The following is a 19,517-nucleotide window of genomic DNA, read 5'->3' as shown; positions in this document are numbered from 1 at the left end:
CTCTTTTTATAATAAAATATGATATATATTTTATTTCTGAGTTTATTCAAATTAAATTAATATTATTGTTCTGTAATTCTATATTAAAACATTTTTTATATTTGAATATTAGGATCCTTTTTTAATAATAAATGCTTTTTTAATAATAAATGCTTTTTTAATAATAAATGCTTTTTTAATATCTTTTATATATTTTATAAAATAATTCATAATGAGTGAATATTTTCAGCTCATTTTTTTATGATTAGTTGAATTTTTTTTGTAGTTATTTTATGTAGTTCTTTTTTTAACCTAGTTTATGTATTGTATTTTTTTAGATATTTTTTCTATTAGATGAATGTATATACCAATATTCTAAAGTATTTTTACGTATGATATTCATTTCTAACTGTTGAATGTTTTCAGGTAGTTTTTTTAACTTACATATTTTGCATACTAAAGATCTATATTTTTTCGTTTAAAATTATTATTTTTTTATTTTTTAAAATATTTAAATGATAATTTTTGTTGTTTAAAATTAAGTTCGTTTTTTTACAGATGTCTTTTTTATATTATCTTGGAAAGATCTTATTTTTTTTATTTTTTAATAGTTCATTTCTATTTTTTAAAACTAAATCTGTTATATCATTCATTTTTATTAACACTAGATTTATTTTTTTGTATTGCAGTGATCGCACGTAGTAAAGACATTTCTATTCCTATTTTTTGACTAGGAGCAAATTTTAGTTCTTTTCTTCCATTTAAAAGTATTTCATAACATAACTGAATATTTTTTTTATTAACATTTTGAGCGATTATTTGAATCTGATTTTTATATGTTTCAGTAAAAAATTTTTCCCATACTAATGGAAACTCTTGTGATATTGAAATATGATATAAAAAACGCAACATTTCTATTAAAACTTCTTCCCATTCTATTCCTATAGCACTGATTTTATTTAACAATAACATTGTTTTTTTTGGATCTTTTTTTAAAACTGCATCAGTTAATAAAAAAGAATATTTTTCAGGTAGGATTCCCAATATTTCTGTGATATTTTTAATATCAACAGAACCATTTCCGAGATTTATAGCATGTTCTAGTAAATTAAGTGCATCTCGTATGCTTCCTTTGGCATAATGAGATATCTTTTTTAAAGAATATTCATCAGAATCAATGGATTCTTTTATTAAAATAGACTTTAAAAATTTAAATATTTTTTCTTCAGAAATTGTTTTTAATTTAAAAGATAAACAACGAGAAATAATAGTTTTAGGAATTCTTTCTATATCCGTGGTTGCCAAAATAAATTTAATATGTGCAGGAGGTTCTTCCAGTGTTTTAAGAAGTGCATTAAAACTATGGCGAGAAAGCATATGAACCTCATCAATTAAATATACTTTAAAACGACTTTTAGTAGGAGCGTAATAAATATTATCTAGCATTTCTCGCATGTCTTCTACTTTCGTACGAGATGCTCCATCTATTTCAAGTACGTCTAAACATAATCCTTTTTCTATTTCTTTACAGATAATACATTTTCTACAAGGATTTGAAGCTATACCTTTTTGACAATTTAAACTTTTAGCCAGTAATCGAGCAATTGTAGTTTTTCCAATTCCTCTGGTACCAGATAATAACCATGCATGATGAATGCGTCCAAGAGATAATCCGTTAGATATGGCAGTGACAATATGTTTTTGACCAATAATATCTTTAAAAGATTGAGGACGCCATTTTCGTGCTAATATTTCATAGTTCATATAAATTTTATAATATTTAGTCAAAAAGACTATTATGCTATCAATATTCATTATAATATGAAAGTATTCTTCTTTGATTTTTTAATATTTTTTGTGAATAAAATTTAAAACTAAATATTAGTTGTAAATTTAAAATTTATTCTATAGAATAAAAATCTATATTTTTATTATAAAGAATATATAATAATTTCTATTATAAAGAACATATAATAGAGTTTTCTGTTAGCTCCAAACACTGTTATATTGAATACTTGGTCAGATTCGGAAGGAAGCAGCCGCATCAGTTAATACAGGTGTTATGATACAGCTAACAGAAACTCTTAAAATTTAGATGATTGAAATTTATACATTTTCCAATAACAATTTTTATTCTTTAATAATTGTTCATGTGTACCAAGTTCAAAAACTTTTCCTTGTTTTAAAACTACAATTAAATCTGCTTCAACAATTGTCGAAAGTCTATGTGCAATTACTATTAATGTGCAATTTTTTCGTATTGATAATAACGTCTTCTGAATTAGTTTCTCTGTCCCGGAATCAATATTAGCAGTGGCTTCATCTAATATAAGTACTTGAGGATGCACAACTAATATTCTGGCAATAGCTAATAGTTGTTTTTGACCAACAGATAAATTGTTTCCCTCTTCCCCTAGTATAGAATAAATTCCTTTTTTCATAGATTTCACTAAAGATGAAAGATGAACGGTTTCTAATATATCCCAAACTTTTTCTTCAGATATTTTTCTTCCTAATGTTATATTATAAAAAACAGTATCTGAAAGAACTATTGGATCTTGTTGTACCATTAATACATTTTTTCTCAAGATATAATGACTTATTGAATCAATAGATTGATTGTCTAAATATATTTTTCCATGCTTTAGTGGATAATGTCCCATGAGTAAACTTGCTAAAGTGCTTTTTCCACTACCAGTATGTCCCACGAATGCAACAAAACTTTTAGAAGAGATGTCGATATTAATATTTTCTAGTATATTTTTTTTACAGTTTTTATAGTGAAAGCTAATATTTTTTATATTAATTTTTCCACTTTTTAATGGTTTTGTGCTTTTTCCATATTTTTGTTTAGGTGAATCGATAAGTGAAAATATTCTTTCTCCTGCTACAATAGATTGCTGTAGCACTGATTGCTGTATAGTAATTGCAATCAAAGGTTCATTGAGTCGTCCGAGATAAGTGATAAATGCATATAATATTCCTACTTCAAAAACTCCAACTGGAAAAAAACTAAACAAAATCATAAAGTTACATAATATCAAAGCAGATAACAAGCTGAGTAATGGTCTCAATAAAAAACCATCTAATCTCAATATTTTCATGCGTGATATATAATGTAAATCACTGCTTTGTTTTATATTTTTTTCAAATCTTAATTGTTGTCGAAATTGTTGAATAACATTCATCCCGTTAATAGTTTCATTAAATTTATTATTAATTTCAGCTAAATAATATCTCATTTTTCTTAAAAGTGGAGTGCTATAATTTTGATAAATCAACATGATTGTAATAACTAATGGTAAAATCAATAAAGCTACAAGCGCCATACGCCATTCAAGAGTAAACATTGCAAATAATATAATAAAAATTAATATTATACTGCGAAATAATGTCGGTGCTACTGTATCATATAGTTCTTTTACAGCTTCAGTATCGTTCGTTACTTTTGAAATCATTTGTCCAATGGGTTGTGAATCAAATTCACTAATTGGTTGTTGCAATGCAGCATGCATAACATCTTGACGTAATTTGTTGATACTTTTTACTGCTATTTTATTAAATAAAATATTTTGAAAATAATTTAGAAAAACTGATAAGATTTGTGACAATATAAATAGTATGATTATAGTGAATATTGTTATTAAATGTAATTGATGTTTAGATAGAATATTATTAATAAAATAACTGATTAAAATTGGTCCTAAAACTTCTGATATTGATCCGCTAAATAACAAAATAAATGCTATAATTAATTTTTTTTTATAAGGTTTTACGTAAATTAGTAAACGTTTTAAAATTGGCCAAAACTCAATTAAATGATCCATATTATAAATTTTTCACCTATTTTTTAGTTATCCTCAAGTTTTATATTTCTAATTGTTGATAATAGTACATATATTTATACCAATTGTTTTCTTGAACTAGTTTAAAATGATCTCCTCTTTGTAGAATCATACCGTTTTTTATTACTATGATTTCATCTGAATTAATTAATGCAGATAAACGATGTGCTGTAATTATTAATGAGTGTCCTTTTTTTTTCCATTTATTAATATTTTTTAAAATATTATTTTCTGTTTGAGCATCAACAGAAGACAGTGCATCATCTAATATTAATATTTCTGCATTTAATAATAATGCACGTGCTATACAAATACGTTGTTTTTGACCACCTGACAACATTACACCACGTTCTCCTACTTGAGTTTCATATTGTTTTGGTAAACATAAGATATCTTTATGCACATCAGCTAATTTCGCTACTTCTTCAATTTCTTTTTGAGATGCATTAGTTTTTCCTAAAGAAATATTATTAGCTATACTTTCTGAGAATAAAAAAGAAGTTTGATTTACAACTGCAATTCGACTTCGCCAATCATCGATTTTAATGTCTAATAATGATAAAGAATGATAAAGTATTTCTTCTTTATTAAAACCAAATTGTCTTTGAATAAGTTTTAACAACGTACTTTTTCCAGATCCTGTAGGACCGCAAATACCAAGAGTTTTTCCTGGTTTTAGAAGAAAATTTATATTTTTTAAAGATGGTATTTGATTATTTGGATAATAAAATTTATCAATATTAACAGTTAATATACCAGGAGATGACGGAATCATTTTATTTCCATCTTTAATATATAATTCTTTGTTTATAATTGAATATATTCGATCCCATGCTGCACTACCTCTTTCAACTATGTTGAACATCCATGCCAGTGCTAACATTGGCCAAATCATTAATCCTAAATACATAATAAAACTAGTTAGTTGTCCTATAGTAATCTGATTATTCCATACTAAATATCCTCCACTTGTAATGGCTAATAAATTAGAAAAAGCTACTGATAAATAAATTACTGGATCGAAACAAGCATCTATTTTAGCTACTTCCATATTTTTTTTGCCTGTATTAGTTGTAATTAGATCAAATTTATTCGATTGATTTTTTTCCAATCCAAAAGACCTAATCATTCTAATACTTGTCAATATTTCTTGTGTATGATTGTTTAATGAAGAGAAAGCGATTTGAGCATTACGAAAAGTTTCATGTAATTCTTTCCCGTATTTTTTAATTAATATAGCCATAATTGGCATAGGAATTAAAGAAATTGCTGTCAATAAAAAACTAATTTGAGTACTCATAACTATTAAAACAGAACATCCCATAATTAATGAGTCTACAAGTGTTAAAACACCTTCTCCCGCAGCAAAAACTACACGATCAACATCGTTTGTAGCTCTAGCTATTAAATCTCCAGTTCTATTTTTTAAAAAAAATTTTTGACTTTGTTGACTTAGATAGGAATAAAATTTTACTCGAAGTTCCGTAGCTAATTGATAAGACGCTCCAAATAGTAATACTCTCCATAAATAACGTAACATATACACAATTATAGCTACTATAAAAATAATTGAAATCCATGGTAATATTTGTAATCCATGCATATTTTTTTTTATAATTAAATCTATTAGAATACCAACTATTTTAGGTGGTAATAATTGTAAAATAGCAATAATTATTAATAATAAAATTGCTCCTAAATATCTTTTCCATTCTCGCAGGAAAAACCATCTTAACTGATTGAACAATTTCACAAAAAATCCTAAAGTTTCAATATTATAAAAGTGTTTTGCAACACTAATGTGTTTATCATGTTTTTTTTAAATATTTTTTAAATCTAAAAATTAATTTTTTTATAAACGATTATTAATATTTAATGATTTTTTTAAAAATGTATTGTATCTATATTATAAAGAAGTTTATTGTATAATTTTTAAATTTATCTATTAAATATGTCTTTTCTAAGTACATCTCCTTTATTAATAATATTTATTTTTTAATTAAATGTTAATATTAATATTAATTTTAACTAAGTCAGAAATATAAGTTTTATCAGACTGATAGAATATTATGATAATATTCTTTTAAAGAATATAGTTACTTTTTATAATATCATTCAATAAAATAGGTTGCTTTCAATTTTAATATATGATTTCTAGCAAGAAAAAATTATATGAAAGGTATTAATATAAAAAGATAATTATTAATGTTTCTTTTAATTAAGTTTTAATTTTTATAAACTTTTTAGTATTGATAAAAAATGTTAATATTAAATAAATTTTTTGAAGAATAAGTTATATTTTTTTTATTTTTTCATATGTAATGATTGATTTTTCATGAAGATCTTTAAGAATAGAATTGAAAATTATTTCAGTATTGTTTTTTTCTAAATATTCAAAAATAATATTTTTTTCTTTTTGAGAAAAATTTGAATTATAAACTTTTTCAAGGGATATAATTATAAAATCTTTATTTTTATCCTGATATAAAGTATATACTTTTTTTTCCTTCTGTGGGCGAGGCAAAGAAAATACTATAGGTGTGATAAAATTTTGATCATCACGAGATATAATTTCAGGATTAGCAAAAGAAAGATTTAATTCTTGAAATAAATTCATCTTTCCATTTTTTAATTCATTAACAATTTTTTCTGATATTTTTTTTGTTTCTTCAATTGCTTTTATAAGTTTTAATTTTTTTATGATTTTTTGTTTAATATTCTTAAACATTTGTGTTTTTTTATTTTTGAAATCCTTAATTTTAATTAAAAAAGATTGATTTTTTTTTAAAATAATAAAAGATAAATTTGGTTTTTTTATTGTATTTTTTCGGAATGACTGTGTGTTAAAAATGATTCGTTTTAATATGGGACTATTTAGAACTGCAGGAATTGAGTTTTTATCGAACCAATTAGTTTCTTGAGTTGATATATTATTTTCTTTGAGAATCAATTCCACTTGGTCTGGTTTTTTCTTAACAGTATTAGATATTTTATTTTTTAACATATTATATAAGTGTAATGACTTTTGATGTTTTATTTCATTTTTAATAATATCAGATACTTCATATATTTTTTTTTGTTTTTTAATTATAATATCATTCAATTGAACAATTAAAAATTCGTTGTTAAATGGAATAATATTAGATATTTGATATTTTTGATTCAAATTTGCATTTTTAATTTCATTTGGAATATCATTACTTGACATCCATCCAATATCTCCACCTTTTTTTGATGAAATTGGATCTATTGATTTTTCTTTAGCAACTTTTGAGAAATCTTCTGGTCTATTATGTAATCTAGACAATATTAGTAATGCTTCATTTTTATTTTTAATTTGAATTATACTGTATCTTCTTTTTTCTTCTGTTGAATATTTTTTAATGTTTTTTAAATACCATTCATAAATTTCTTTATTGTTGCAAGTTGTTTTAAATTTATCAAGTGTTAGTTTAACAAAACTAATTTTAATTTTTTTTGGAATATCAAAATCATTTTTATTTTTATAAAAATAATTTTTTGCTTCGATATTAGTTACATTTTGCTTAGAAATTGCAGAATCTATTTTAATGATTGATTTTTTAATAATTCTTTTTTGAGATAATAGATTTATGATATTTTGTGCTTCATTTTCTAAAATAAAATTACTATTAATGATAGAACTTATTAAATTTTCAGTATTGATTTTTTTTTTAATTATGTTGATATATTCATGATTAGTTAAATTAATTGATGTAAGATAATTAAAATATCGTTCTTTATTGAATTTCTTGTCTTTTTGAAATATAGGAGCATTTAATATTATTTTCTTTATTTGATGATCATCTACTTTGAAATGCATATTTTTTGTATATTGTTCTAAAAGAATATTATTAATTAATTGAGATAAAATATAATCGTAAGTTTCTTTTATGAATTTCTTATTATTACTGAGTTTAAAAAAATTTTTTCCTAGTTTTGTTTTTTGTTTTTCTCGTTCAATAAGATACATATTTTTAAAAACATTAAAATTGATTCCTTCGCCATTTACTTTTGCTATATATTTTTCAGAATCTTTATTTATATAACTGCTTATAGTGCTTAATATTAATGATAAAATAATTAATCCCAAAATACACTTAACTATAATATGAGTTGGGCGGAATTTTAAACGTTTTGTCATAATATGACGATCCTATATTTTTTTATTACTTGAAATAAAAAATTTTTTTACTATATTCAAATATAAAGGCTGACAATTTTTTGTCAGCCAAATTTCATTTTTTATCTGTATAATATTATTTTTTCTATATTGAAATATAAGGTTTTTTTTCTAATGCTACATTTAATACTTCTTCAATTTTTTTTACTGGATGTATTTGCAGTCCTTCAATAATATTTTGAGGTATTTCCTCTAGATCACGTTTGTTTTCATGGGGTATTAATACTATTTTAATTCCTCCCCGATGTGCTGCTAATAACTTTTCTTTTAATCCTCCGATAGGTAGTATTTGTCCACGTAAAGTTATTTCTCCAGTCATTGCAACATTAGATTTCACAGGATTTTTTGTTAATGATGAAACTATTGCCGTACACATTGCTACACCTGCACTTGGTCCATCTTTTGGTGTTGCGCCTTCAGGAACATGGACATGAATATCATATTTTTCATGAAAATCTTTTTCAATCCCTAATTTATCAGATTGTGAACGAACTACAGTTAACGCTGCTTGAATAGATTCTTGCATCACCTCGCCTAAAGAACCTGTATATATAAGTTTTCCTTTTCCGGATACACATGCCGTTTCAATTGTTAGTAATTCTCCACCTACTTCAGTCCATGCTAAACCAATTACCTGACCAACTTTATTAGAGCTATGAATTTTTCCATAATCAAAACGTTTAACCCCTAAAAATTGTTTTAAATTTTTACTATTTATTTCAACATATTTTAAAGATTTATCTAATAGTAAATTTTTTACTACTTTTCGACATATTTTAGAGATTTCACGTTCCAAACTGCGAACACCTGCTTCACGAGTATAATAGCGAATGATACTGATCATTGCACAATCAGTAATTTTTAATTCATTTTTTTGCAGTGCATTTCTTTCGATTTGTTTTGGATATAGATATCTTTTTGCTATATTTAGCTTTTCGTTTTCAGTATAACCAGAAAGACGAATAATTTCCATACGGTCTAAAAGTGGTGCAGGTATGTTCATGGAATTAGATGTAGCCACGAACATAACATCTGAAAGATCATAATCCACTTCTAAATAGTGATCGTTAAAAGTTACGTTTTGTTCTGGATCTAATACTTCTAATAAAGCAGATGCCGGATCTACTCTTATGTCACAAGACATTTTATCAATTTCATCTAATAAAAACAAAGGGTTTTTAACTTTTGCTTTTGCCATTTTTTGAATTAGTTTTCCGGGCATAGAACCTATATATGTACGTCTATGACCCCTAATTTCTGCTTCGTCTCTTATTCCTCCTAAAGCCATTCTTACATATTTTCTACCCGTAGATCTTGCGATAGATTTTCCTAGCGATGTTTTTCCGACGCCGGGAGGTCCAATTAAACATAAAATCGGACCTTTTATTTTATTTTTACGACTTTGCACTGCTAGATATTCTAATATTCTATCTTTAACTTTTTCTAAGCCAAAATGATCAATATCAAGAATTTTTTTAGCTTGTTGAATGTCTTTTTTTATTTTTGTTCTAATATGCCAAGGTACTTGTATCATCCAATCAATATAACTTCGTACTACTGTTGCCTCTGCAGACATGGGTGACATCATTTTTAATTTTTGTAATTCTGATTCTGTTTTTTCTCGTGCTTCTTTTGGCATTTTTGATGCTTTGATTTTGCGTTTTAATATTTTGTTTTCATCTGGAATTTCATCCATATCACCAAGTTCTTTTTGAATTGCTTTTATTTGTTCATTTAAGTAGTATTCTCTTTGACTTTTTTCCATTTGTTTTTTAACACGATTTCTAATTCTTTTTTCGACTTTCAGTAAATCTATTTCTGATTCCATAATAGCCATTAAAAACTCTAGTCTTTCATTTATATTACGTATTTCTAGTACTGATTGTTTATCATTTAATTTTAATGGCATATGAGCAGCAATAGTATCTGCTAGTTTTTCTGAACTTTTAATGTTGTTAAGAGTATTTAATATTTCTGATGGAATTTTTTTATTCAGTTTGATATAAGATTCAAATTGATTTACTGTGGTACGAATTAATACTTCTTGCTCTTTATCTAAAATAGTAGGAGAAATGATTAATTCTACTTCTGCAACAAAATGTTCTCCATTATTTGTTAAGTTTTTAATATAGGCACGTTGTAATCCTTCTATTAATACTTTTACTGTACCATCTGGTAATTTTAACATTTGTAAAATAGAACTAATAGTTCCTATATTGAATAAATCATTGGTAGTAGGTTCATCTTTAGATGCTTCTTTCTGTGCAATCAACATAATTTTCTTGTCGTTATTCATCGAATTTTCAATGCATTTAATCGATTTTTTACGACCTACAAATAATGGAATTACCATATAGGGATATACAACTACGTCTCGTAATGGTAATACAGGGATTTTAATGCGTTCAGAACGCTCAGAATTCATAGAGCTCTCTCTTAGTTGAATTTCCCGATATTTATAATATTTACAAATTGCACAATGTAATGAAACATGCAATTACATCTATAATTAGCCAAGTATATCGGAATGGTCGCTTGACGTTTGATGCTAAGCGTTTGACAAAATAAAAGATAATTGCTTTTATTTTTTAGATCATCAGATGTCTTTTTTTTATTCACCTAATGCTTTTTGTGATTTGTTTTTTCCATATATTATTTTGGGTAATGCATTACCATTTACAACAAACTCATTAATTAACACCTTTTCTATATTAACCATAGATGGTAATTTATACATTATATCAAGTAATATATTTTCAATAATAGATCGTAATCCTCTAGCACCTGTTTTTTTATTCATGGCTTTTTTTGCTATGGCTATGACAGATTCTGTATTAAATTCTAATTGTACTTTTTCTAGGTTAAATAATGTTTGATATTGTTTAATTAACGCGTTTTTAGGTTTGCATAATATGTTAACTAACATGTCTTCAGTTAATTTATTTAATATAGTTATTATTGGTAAACGACCAATAAATTCAGGAATTAATCCAAACTTTATCAAATCTTCAGGTTCCACTTGTTTTAATAAAACATCTTCTAGTATTTTTTGTTTTTTCTCTTTAACATCAGCATTAAAACCTATTTCTGTTCCTGTATCTAGTCGTTTAGAAATAATTTTAGATAGTTCTGAAAAAGCACCAGCACATATGAATAAAATATTTGAAGTGTTTACTTGCAAAAATTCTTGTTGTGGGTGTTTTCGTCCTCCTTGAGGAGGAATAGAAGCTAATGTTCCTTCGATTAATTTTAATAAAGCTTGTTGTACCCCTTCTCCTGATACGTCTCTAGTAATTGAAGGATTATCAGATTTTCTTGCTATTTTATCTATTTCATCTATATAAACAATACCTAGTTCTGCTTTTTTTACGTCATATTTGCATTTTTGCAATAATTTCTGTATCACATTCTCAACATCTTCTCCTACATATCCAGCTTCGGTGAGAGTTGTCGCGTCTGCAATAGTAAATGGTACATCTAAAAATTTAGCCAACGTCTGTGCTAATAATGTTTTTCCACTTCCTGTTGGGCCTATTAATAAAATGTTGCTTTTACCTAATTCAACTGAATCTATTTGATTGTTAAAATTACTAAGACGTTTATAATGATTGTAAACTGCGACAGATAGAACTTTTTTTGTATAATCCTGTCCGATTACATAATTATCAAGGTGTTTTTTTATTTCATGTGGTGTGGGTAAATCATTTATTCTATTTTTGGTATGATTTATTTTATGTTTTGGATTTTTTTCCGTAATAATATCATTACATAATCTTATACATTCATCACATATATATACTGTTGGACCAGCTATTAACTTTTGTACTTCTTTTTGATTTTTTCCACAAAAAGAACAATAAAGAAGATTTTTAGAATTTTCTTTACTCTTATCTGTCATGTTTAACCTCTTTTTTACACGTTTTATATTTTTGAGTAAATAGATTCTATGTGTGTTATTAAATATTTTATTGAAACTTGATTGAGTTGATTTTTTTATGAACGTTGAGTTAAAATAAAATCGATTAGTCCATATTTAACAGATTCATCTGCTGATAAAAAACAATCTCGTTCTGTATCTTTGTTTATTTTTTTTATAGATTGACCAGTGTGGAATGACATTAATTTATTTAATTTTTTTTTCATTGTTACTATTTCTCGAGCATGAATAGCAATATCTGAAGCTTGTCCTTGACATCCACCTAAAGGTTGATGAATCATAACTTTTGAATTGGGTAAACAAAATCTTTTTCCTTTAGCTCCTGCTGTTAATAATAAAGCCGCCATGGAACATGCTTGTCCCATACAAATAGTGCTAATTTTTGGTTTTACAAATTGCATAGTGTCATAAATAGATAAACCTGATGTAATGATACCTCCAGGAGAATTGATATATAAAAATATATCTTTTTCTGGATTTTCAGCTTCTAAAAATAATATTTGAGCTACAACATTATTAGCTATGTTGTCTTCAATAGTTCCTGTCATAAAGATTATTCGTTCTTTTAATAATCTTGAATATATATCATATGAACGTTCTCCTCTAGAATGTTGTTCTACAACCATCGGAATTAAGGTTGTCGCATATGAATTTTTTTTATTATTGTATAACATTTTTTATTCCCGAAAATGTTCAATATTATTTTTAATAATTAATATTATATTTTTGGTAATTTCATTATTAAATAATTTAATTATCATATTTAAAAATTTATATATTAAAAAATTTTTGTTATTAGAATATGCTAATTTATTAAAAAATTAATTCTTCATGATTCATCCACTTATAATTTATAAATTGATCAAAATTCCAATATTCATTTTCAATTTTAATAATTTTTTTTAATAAAAACATGGCTTGATTTTCTAACTCTATATTTTTTATAGTATTTTTTAAGTTTGGAGTTTTATTATACAAATTAATAATTTCTTTTGGTTTTTTATAGTTTGAAGATATTTTTTTAATTAATTTTTGTATGTTATTTTCATCTGCAACTAATTGATTATCATAAATAATTTTTTCCATTATGACTCGAATAGATAATCTTTTTTTAATTTTCAAATTCAGATCAAAATGGTATTTTTTTTCTAAAAGATTAGAGTTTTCTTCTTTATATTTCTTTTTATATTGTTTGTATAAAATTTTTATTTCTTCTTGAAATAAAAGCGGAGGTATCAAAATAATATTTTTTTCGATTATTTTTTGTATTAGTTGATCTTCTAAATACTTTTCAGTTATTATATTAATTCGAGAATTAAGATTATTTTTAATAGTTTGGTAGTGTAATTGATTAATTTTTTTTTCTAAAGTATTTTTTTTTCTATTTCCTTCTAGTTCTTCTTGTTTTTTTTCAATTTTGATGATTTTTATTTTAAATGTTATATCTTTATTTTGAAGTTCTTTTTCTGGATAAAATGCATGGAATTTAATTTTAAAAAAAACAATATCATTTATAAAATGATTAATTATTTTGTAATTTAATTGCGGTATTAGTGTGTTTTGAGAGACAATAAAACTAATATTTTGTGCATTAAATTTTTTAATTTTTTTATTATTTTCATAAATGCAATAATTAATTGTGACACGATCGTTAGGTTTAATAGGTTTGTTGACTGAATTCCATATGTTTTCTTTTATTTGATATCGTTCTATATTTTTTTTGATCTCTTCATCTGTCATTTGTACGTTTATTTTTTTTACTTTTATTTTTTTTACATCTTGTATTTGAAAATTTGGATATAGTTCGTAAATCACAGAATATTCAAAGTATTCTTTACTGTTATCTTTATTATCATGCATGTAAAATTTTGGAGAACCAATGGTTTTTATTTTTTCTTTATTCGTAAACTCGTAAAAAAATTTTTGCATTAGTTCTCTAAATACATCATAATAAACAGAATTTCCATATTTTTCTTGTATGACTTTAATAGGTGCTTTACCTTTTCTAAATCCATTAATTTTATTTGTTTGATTGATTTTCATAAATTCTCTAAAAAGAGAATTATTGACTGTTGTTTTTGGAATTTTAATTGTAACACGATGACCTGCATCTTTATTTTTTTCCATAAAAAATTTCATCTTATTACCTCAACCGATTGCTTTTATCAGTGTATTACAGATATAGCACTGTTTTAAATTTTTTTTTTGAATGAATATTATAATTATTTTATGAAAAAATTTTAATAAACTGATAAAATATTATTTTCTTTTTAAACACTTAGAATTATTATTTTTTTTAAACTTTTTATCATTCCATTCGTGTAAAGTATAGACATTTAATGTTAATGAATATATTTTTTTTTTGAATAATTCTGATAATATGGCAAAAATTATGCGGTGTCTATCGATTAATTTTTGATCAATAAAATGATTACTAACAATCGTTATTCTTAAATGTGTAAGACCTTTTTCTGTATGATTGTGAAATGGACTATCATCATAGATTTCAATCAAGTTTATTTGTATTTTAGATATTAAATATTTTTTTATTTTTTCTAGAGTCATTAATTGATGTTACGTCCTAATTTATTAATAAAAAAAATTATAAAAATATTATACTGTTTAAGAAGTACTAAATTATTTTTAAAAAATTTCAAAAACATTTTAAATTTTATCAATTTTTAAAAAATAATTCAATTATTTCACAAATTATTAGTTTTTTATCAGTCAATAATATTGATAAAAAATTTTCTAATGGAAATAGTTTTTCTAAAAATATTTTAATAATAATTATATTACTTTTGAGGTTTTTGAATGAGATTTATAAATTATAATTATTTTTTCAAAATATTATCATTAATGTTAATATTTTTTATTCTAAATGGGTGTAATAGTTTATTATTAAGTCCTCATGGAGCAATTGCTGTAGAAGAATGTTCATTAATATTAATAGCATTTATAATGATGTTATTCATCATTATCCCTGTAATTTTCATGACCATATATTTTTCTTTTAAATATCGTTCTACTAATATAAATAAAACATATAAACCTGATTGGTGTGATTCAAAAACAATAGAAATCGTAGTATGGACTATTCCTATAGTAATAGTTTCTATTTTAGCTTTTTTATCTTGGAATTATAGTCATAAATTAGAACCGAAAAAACCTATAGTTTCTTTTAATGATCCTATAAAAATAGATGCAGTGGCATTAGATTGGAAATGGTTATTTATTTATCCGGATTATAAAATTGCAACTATTAATGAAATTATGTTTCCTGTTAACAGACCTATCATTTTTCGAATTACTGCAAACTCTGTTATGAATGCTTTTTTCATTCCATCTTTAGGAAGTCAAATATATGCCATGCCTGGAATGACAACAGAATTGAATTTAATTGCTAATAATCCAGGTAAATATAAAGGAATTTCTTCTAATTATAGTGGTAAAGGTTTTTCTAATATGAAATTTTCTGCCATATCTGTTCTAAAAAATTCTACTTTTATAGATTGGATTAAGAAAATAAAAAACTCATCTTTAAAATTAAATACAATGAAAATTTTTAATAGAATATCTGTCCCAAATGAAAATTATTCTATAGAATATTTTTCTAGTGTTAAAAAACATTTATTTGATCAAATCAAAAATCAATATTCCATAAAAAATTTTAAAATAATAGACAAAAATATTATTCATAAAATTACACAGAAAAATTCTAACATGGAGAAATAGAATAATGTTTGGAAAGTTGACATTCGATGTTATACCATATCATGAACCAATTATAATGGTTACATATACTGCAATTATTTTAATAGCGTTATGCATTATATCAACTATTACTTATTATAAAAAATGGAAATATTTATGGTATGAATGGTTTACTACAGTTGATCATAAAAAAATATCTATTATGTATGGAATACTTGCATTTGTAATGTTATTTCGAGGTTTTGTTGATGCCATATTAATGCGGACACAACAGGTGATTTCATCAGCAGGTTTTAAAGGATTCTTGCCTTCACATCATTATGATCAAGTATTTACAGCACATGGTGTGATAATGATCTTTTTTGTAGCCATGCCGCTTGTTATTGGCTTAATGAATTTAGTTATACCACTACAGATTGGAGCTCGTGATGTAGCTTTTCCATTTCTGAATAATCTAAGTTTTTGGCTAAACGTTAGTAGTTCTGCACTGCTTACCTTATCTTTAGGAATCGGAGAATTTGCTCAAACAGGTTGGTTGGCTTATCCTCCATTATCTGGTATAAAATATAGTCCAGGTGTAGGAGTTGATTATTGGATTTGGAGTTTACAAATTGCTGGTATTGGAACGACATTAACAGGAGTTAATTTCTTAGTGACGATTTTAAAAATGAGAGCACCAGGAATGTCTTTTTTTAAAATGCCGGTTTTTACCTGGACTTCTTTATGCACTAATATTCTTATAGTTATTTCATTTCCTGTCTTAACTGTTACTCTCGCATTGCTGACTTTAGATCGTTATTTTAATTTTCATTTTTTTACTAACGATTTAGGTGGAAATGCAATGATGTATGTTAATTTGATATGGATTTGGGGTCATCCAGAAGTTTATATTTTAGTTTTGCCAGTATTTGGTGTGTTTTCAGAAATAGTAGCAACTTTTTCTAAAAAACGCTTATTTGGCTACGTATCTTTAGTGTGGGCTACATTATCTATTACAATTTTATCTTTTATTGTATGGTTACATCATTTTTTTACCATGGGAGCAGGAGCAAATATAAATGCTTTTTTTGGAATTACTACTATGATTATAGCAATTCCCACTGGTGTAAAAATTTTTAACTGGTTATTTACAATGTATAAAGGTTCTGTGCACATGCATTCCTCTATGTTATGGACATTGGGTTTTTTAGTAACATTTTCTATTGGTGGAATGACTGGTGTATTATTATCAGTGCCTCCAGCTGATTTTATTTTACATAATAGTTTATTTTTAGTTGCACATTTTCATAATGTAATAATTGGCGGAGTTGTTTTTGGCTGTTTTGCTGGAATTAATTATTGGTTTCCTAAATTATTTGGATTTGTTTTAAATGAAATATGGGGGAAACGTGCTTTTTGGTTTTGGATTATAGGTTTTTTATTGGCTTTTATACCTTTATATTTCTTAGGATTAATGGGTATGACTCGCCGTTTAAGCCAGAATATTGATTCTGAATTTCATGTATTATTATGCATTGCTGCAATTGGGGCAATTTTTATTGGAATAGGAATTATATGTCAAGTTGTTCAATTTTTTATTTCAGTAAGAGATCGTCAAGATAATTTAGATTTGACTGGTGATCCTTGGGATGGCAGAACTTTAGAATGGTCTACTTCTTCACCTGCTCCATTATATAATTTTGCCGTCATTCCTATGGTAAAAAATAGAGATGATTTTTGGGAAAAAAAACAAAAAAAAGAACATGAAATAATAAATAATGTTCATTATGATAAAATTCACATGCCTAAAAATACTGGATTAGGTTTTTTTATTAGTATATTTTCATTATTTTTTGGTTTTTCGGCAGTTTGGTATATTACTTGGTTGTGTTTTTTGTCTTTTTTCGCGATTGTTTTTAGTTTAATTATTAAAAGTCTTAATGAAGATGATGAATATACGATCTCATCAGAAGAGATTTGTAAAATTGAAAATCAACACTTTAAAAATATTCAAAAAGCAGGTTTAAAATGATAGAAAATAAAATAAGTAATATTATGATGTTAAATGTTCATTCAAATGTTTGTGATACAGAATCAGACTCTAATAAATTATTTGGTTTATGGATATATTTAATGAGTGATTGTATCATGTTTGCAGTTCTTTTTGCTGTTTATACTATAATTTCATCGAATATATCAGTGGATTTAATTAGTAATAATATTGTGAATTTGTCTTCTGTTCTATTAGAAACAGTTTTATTGTTATTCAGTTCATTATCATGTGGTTTTGTTATTATTGCAATGAACCAGAAAAATATAAAAATGATTTATTCATATTTAATAATAACTTTTTGTTTGGGTGTTATTTTTTTGTTTATGGAAATTTATGAGTTCTATGAACTTATATTAAGAAATTTTGGTCCTGATAAAAATGCATTTTTTTCTATTTTTTTTACTCTAATTGGCACTCATGGTATCCATATTTTTTTCGGTTTAATTCTGATATTATCCATTCTTTATCAAATCAAAAGACTTGGTTTGACTCAACCCATTCGCACTCGTATTTTATGTCTTAGTATTTTTTGGCATTTTTTAGATATTATATGGATTTGTGTTTTTACTTTTGTTTATTTGAATGGAGTTATTTAATGCAACGTTTTCTCAAGTTAAATGTAACTGAAGAAATGAAATCTTATATATTAGCTTTCTTGTTTTCTTTAGTATTAACTACAGTTCCATTTGTATTAGCAATACAAAAAATTTTTTCAAGTCAAATTAATTGTATTATTTTTTTATTATGTGCTATTAGTCAGATTGTTATTCATTTTATATTTTTTTTGCATTTAAATTTTTCATCTAAAGAGCGTTGGAATCTTATAACTTTGCTATTTGTAATTGTAATAATATTTATTGTCGTATTTGGTTCTATATGGATTATGCACAACTTAAATCATCATATGATGTAATAATTTATAATTAAAATGTATCTTTTATATGTTTAAAAATTACTTAGAGATAATTAAACCTGGCATTATTATAGGAAATTCTATTTTAATTGCAGGTAGTTTTTTGTTTGCATCTAGATATATCGTTTTTAATTTGTTTTTATTTTTATGCACTATGTTAGGAGGATCTTTAGTAATTGCTTCTGCTTGTGTTTTTAATAATTTAATTGATTTTGATATAGACAATAAAATGAAACGTACAAGTAATAGAGTGTTATCAAAAAAATTACTTGATTTTTTTCCTGTATTAATTTTTGCTATTTTTTTAGGTGTTTTAGGTGTTTTTATATTAGGTTTTTTAGTAAATTTTATATCAATGAGTGCATCGATTTTAGGATTTTTAATTTATGTAATCTTATACACTCTGGTATATAAAAGGAGATCGATATATTCGACATTTATTGGAAGTTTTTCAGGCGCCACACCATCTATTATTGGTTATACCGCAGTTTCTAATGCTATTGATATGTATTCAATACTGTTATTTATTATTTTAATATTTTGGCAAATGGCGCATTTTTATGCTATTTCTATTGTGAGAATAAAAGATTATAAACAAGCTAACATCCCTGTTTTTTCTGTAGTCAAAGGTATTTCGACTACAAAAAAACATATTTTTTATTATATTCTCGGTTTTATTTTTTTTAGTTTGTTATTAGAATTTTTGGGTCATTTAAGTTATAATTTTTTATTTTTATCTTCTATTTTAAATTTATATTGGTTATTTTTGTCTTATTCTCATATTAAAAATATCAATAATAAAAAAAATATAAATCAATTGTTTTATTATTCCATAATAGTTATTGTTGTATTTAATTTTTTATTATCAATAGATATTTTTTTTTAGAGAACTGAAT

13 protein-coding genes, 1 other RNA gene and 1 pseudogene are annotated in these 19,517 nt (G+C 24.7%); 6 read left to right on the top strand and 9 right to left on the bottom strand.

The features are described from left to right. Window positions 1–624: 624 nt before the first annotated feature. Window positions 625–1,743: a DNA polymerase III subunit gamma/tau gene (gene dnaX / locus D9V77_RS02405; RefSeq protein ID WP_158338723.1), complete on the bottom strand. Its 1,119-nt coding sequence runs from the start codon at window positions 1,741–1,743 to the stop codon at window positions 625–627. A gap of 220 nt (window positions 1,744–1,963) precedes the next feature. Between dnaX and ffs the strand changes: the two genes are divergently transcribed. After that, an RNA gene (gene ffs / locus D9V77_RS02400) (signal recognition particle sRNA small type) lies at window positions 1,964–2,059 on the top strand. Between the two features lie 4 nt (window positions 2,060–2,063). Here ffs and D9V77_RS02395 read toward each other — a convergent pair. The 8 genes and pseudogenes from D9V77_RS02395 to D9V77_RS02360 form a co-directional block, all read right to left on the bottom strand. Then, complete coding sequence (locus D9V77_RS02395; RefSeq protein ID WP_158338721.1) at window positions 2,064–3,806, bottom strand: SmdB family multidrug efflux ABC transporter permease/ATP-binding protein; 1,743 nt, start codon at window positions 3,804–3,806, stop codon at window positions 2,064–2,066. 40 nt (window positions 3,807–3,846) lie between these two features. Then, entirely contained in the window at window positions 3,847–5,577 is a 1,731-nt protein-coding gene (locus D9V77_RS02390) for a SmdA family multidrug ABC transporter permease/ATP-binding protein (RefSeq protein WP_158338719.1), read from the bottom strand. 540 nt (window positions 5,578–6,117) lie between these two features. Further along, a complete protein-coding gene (locus D9V77_RS02385) occupies window positions 6,118–7,986 on the bottom strand; it encodes a SurA N-terminal domain-containing protein (protein ID WP_158338717.1) in 1,869 nt (622 codons plus the stop codon). Window positions 7,987–8,110: 124 nt separating this feature from the next. Beyond that, window positions 8,111–10,450 carry an endopeptidase La gene (gene lon, locus D9V77_RS02380; RefSeq protein ID WP_158338715.1) on the bottom strand — a complete coding sequence of 780 codons (2,340 nt, stop codon included), beginning with the start codon at window positions 10,448–10,450 and terminating at the stop codon, window positions 8,111–8,113. Window positions 10,451–10,636: 186 nt separating this feature from the next. Continuing rightward, the gene (clpX, locus tag D9V77_RS02375) at window positions 10,637–11,923 is read right to left on the bottom strand and encodes an ATP-dependent protease ATP-binding subunit ClpX (RefSeq protein ID WP_158338713.1); all 1,287 of its coding nucleotides are present in this window, start codon (window positions 11,921–11,923) and stop codon (window positions 10,637–10,639) included. Window positions 11,924–12,018: 95 nt separating this feature from the next. Further along, entirely contained in the window at window positions 12,019–12,636 is a 618-nt protein-coding gene (gene clpP / locus D9V77_RS02370; protein ID WP_158338711.1) for an ATP-dependent Clp endopeptidase proteolytic subunit ClpP, read from the bottom strand. A 139-nt stretch (window positions 12,637–12,775) separates the two neighbouring features. After that, window positions 12,776–14,101, bottom strand: a complete 1,326-nt coding sequence (gene tig, locus D9V77_RS02365) for a trigger factor (RefSeq protein ID WP_158338709.1) — start codon at window positions 14,099–14,101, stop codon at window positions 12,776–12,778. A gap of 101 nt (window positions 14,102–14,202) precedes the next feature. Beyond that, window positions 14,203–14,527: pseudogene (locus D9V77_RS02360) on the bottom strand (BolA family protein). Window positions 14,528–14,776: 249 nt separating this feature from the next. Between D9V77_RS02360 and cyoA the strand changes: the two are divergent. The 5 genes from cyoA to cyoE are packed head-to-tail and all read left to right on the top strand — an operon-like array spanning window position 14,777 to window position 19,507. Then, a complete protein-coding gene (gene cyoA / locus D9V77_RS02355) occupies window positions 14,777–15,697 on the top strand; it encodes a ubiquinol oxidase subunit II (protein WP_158338705.1) in 921 nt (306 codons plus the stop codon). 4 nt (window positions 15,698–15,701) lie between these two features. Beyond that, window positions 15,702–17,687, top strand: coding sequence for a cytochrome o ubiquinol oxidase subunit I (cyoB, locus tag D9V77_RS02350; RefSeq protein ID WP_158338703.1), 1,986 nt, complete (start codon window positions 15,702–15,704; stop codon window positions 17,685–17,687). Continuing rightward, on the top strand, window positions 17,684–18,304 hold the full coding sequence (cyoC, locus tag D9V77_RS02345) for a cytochrome o ubiquinol oxidase subunit III (RefSeq protein WP_158338701.1): 621 nt from the start codon (window positions 17,684–17,686) through the stop codon (window positions 18,302–18,304). Before cyoB ends, cyoC begins: the two co-directional genes overlap by 4 nt. Continuing rightward, complete coding sequence (cyoD, locus tag D9V77_RS02340) at window positions 18,304–18,621, top strand: cytochrome o ubiquinol oxidase subunit IV (protein ID WP_158338699.1); 318 nt, start codon at window positions 18,304–18,306, stop codon at window positions 18,619–18,621. The genes cyoC and cyoD overlap by 1 nt, the downstream gene beginning before the upstream one ends. 28 nt (window positions 18,622–18,649) lie before the next feature. Then, complete coding sequence (cyoE, locus tag D9V77_RS02335; RefSeq protein ID WP_158338697.1) at window positions 18,650–19,507, top strand: heme o synthase; 858 nt, start codon at window positions 18,650–18,652, stop codon at window positions 19,505–19,507. Window positions 19,508–19,517: the final 10 nt, after the last annotated feature.

Origin of the sequence: Buchnera aphidicola (Sitobion avenae) (genome assembly GCF_005082585.1) — a bacterium.
Taxonomy (GTDB): domain Bacteria; phylum Pseudomonadota; class Gammaproteobacteria; order Enterobacterales; family Enterobacteriaceae; genus Buchnera; species Buchnera aphidicola_Z.
The sequence above is the reverse complement of the archived record's forward strand: the minus strand, read 5'-3'. Positions and strand labels throughout refer to the sequence as shown.